Source organism: thiotrophic endosymbiont of Bathymodiolus puteoserpentis (Logatchev) (assembly GCF_900127505.1).
Taxonomy (GTDB): Bacteria; Pseudomonadota; Gammaproteobacteria; order PS1; family Pseudothioglobaceae; genus Thiodubiliella.
The window spans coordinates 1-1,693 of the sequence record NZ_UEXF01000067.1 but is presented as its reverse complement, the minus strand read 5'-3'; the positions used below and the strand labels follow the sequence as shown (position 1 = coordinate 1,693).

At 35.4% G+C, this 1,693-nt stretch carries 1 protein-coding gene and 1 CRISPR repeat array; the gene reads left to right on the top strand.

Features of this window, described 5'->3' with window-relative positions; translation table 11 throughout:
* Nucleotides 1–288, top strand: a 288-nt coding sequence (locus tag BHECKSOX2_RS07905; RefSeq protein ID WP_139683137.1) for an integrase core domain-containing protein, incomplete at its 5' end; no start/stop codon positions are given.
* 98 nt (nt 289–386) lie between these two features.
* A CRISPR array of direct repeats spans nt 387–1,600; the repeat unit is 36 nt; unit sequence GTTGTGATTTGCATTTAGGCGATAGTCAGTTACAAT.
* Nucleotides 1,601–1,693 lie beyond the last annotated feature (93 nt).

The following is a 1,693-nucleotide window of genomic DNA, read 5'->3' as shown; positions in this document are numbered from 1 at the left end:
AGTGAGATACACACTAAACGATTAAAAGATTTAGGTATTACAATATCTATGGATGGTAAAGGTAGGGCTACAGATAATATCTGTATTGAGCGTTTCTGGAGGAGCGCAAAATGCGAAAGAATTTATTTAAATGAATATCAATCCATTAGTGATTTAATCACTGATATGGATGATTATATTGAGTTTTACAATCATCAAAGATTCCATGAAACATTGAAATATAAAAAACCAATGGATGTGTATCAAGAAAGTATAAAATTGAATCAGGAAAAGAAGAAGGTCTCTTAAGATGTTCTATATAAGAAATTTTAAAAAGTTGTCAGGGGTTTTGGGGTAATGTAATAGTCAGTTACAATACAGGGTTCCAGTTTGTCTCGTCGAAAACAGTTGTGATTTGCATTTAGGCGATAGTCAGTTACAATAGAATTATAATTCGTTGAGCACGCGAGTTGTGATTTGCATTTAGGCGATAGTCAGTTACAATACAAAAACCAACGCACAAGAGCGCTTCTGCGTTGTGATTTGCATTTAGGCGATAGTCAGTTACAATAGAGATACTGAGCTTGGGGATATATTGTCGTTGTGATTTGCATTTAGGCGATAGTCAGTTACAATTGCTGTAATTGCAGTGCCTACAGTGATTGGTTGTGATTTGCATTTAGGCGATAGTCAGTTACAATTTAGTTTTTGGTGAAACAACTGTATTGTAAGTTGTGATTTGCATTTAGGCGATAGTCAGTTACAATTTGTGAGGTTTTGGTAATTGACGACATCAGTTGTGATTTGCATTTAGGCGATAGTCAGTTACAATTGAAAACGAAGGGGCAAAGATATGAATAAAGTTGTGATTTGCATTTAGGCGATAGTCAGTTACAATGGTAAGCTGATGGTATAAGCCATGTTTTCTGTTGTGATTTGCATTTAGGCGATAGTCAGTTACAATGAAGATGTTCAGGGTCATAGGTAAGAGTAAGTTGTGATTTGCATTTAGGCGATAGTCAGTTACAATTCAACAGGAACTCTAATAACAGCAGACAAGTTGTGATTTGCATTTAGGCGATAGTCAGTTACAATTGAATAGTAATCATAATATAACTCCTTATTGTTGTGATTTGCATTTAGGCGATAGTCAGTTACAATTAGGCTTGAAACACGCCATAACTTAATAAGTTGTGATTTGCATTTAGGCGATAGTCAGTTACAATTAGTAATCATAATATAACTCCTTAACGATAGTTGTGATTTGCATTTAGGCGATAGTCAGTTACAATACTAGAACCGGAATAAGGACTATGTAACAGTTGTGATTTGCATTTAGGCGATAGTCAGTTACAATAAGGAGAACGCGATCAGGAAAGTCATAACCGTTGTGATTTGCATTTAGGCGATAGTCAGTTACAATTAACAGTAGTATGAACAGAACCAGTAATAGGTTGTGATTTGCATTTAGGCGATAGTCAGTTACAATAGAGAATGGCAACTGCAGGAAGCAAAAAAGAGTTGTGATTTGCATTTAGGCGATAGTCAGTTACAATGATTCCTGTCACTCCACACAGTTGTATCAGTTGTGATTTGCATTTAGGCGATAGTCAGTTACCCTAATCCAAAAATAGAAATCAAAAAAACACACAAACCCCAACTGGTATAATGATTTCAACCAAAAAACCGCTTCACCCATTGGGTGAAAACACAA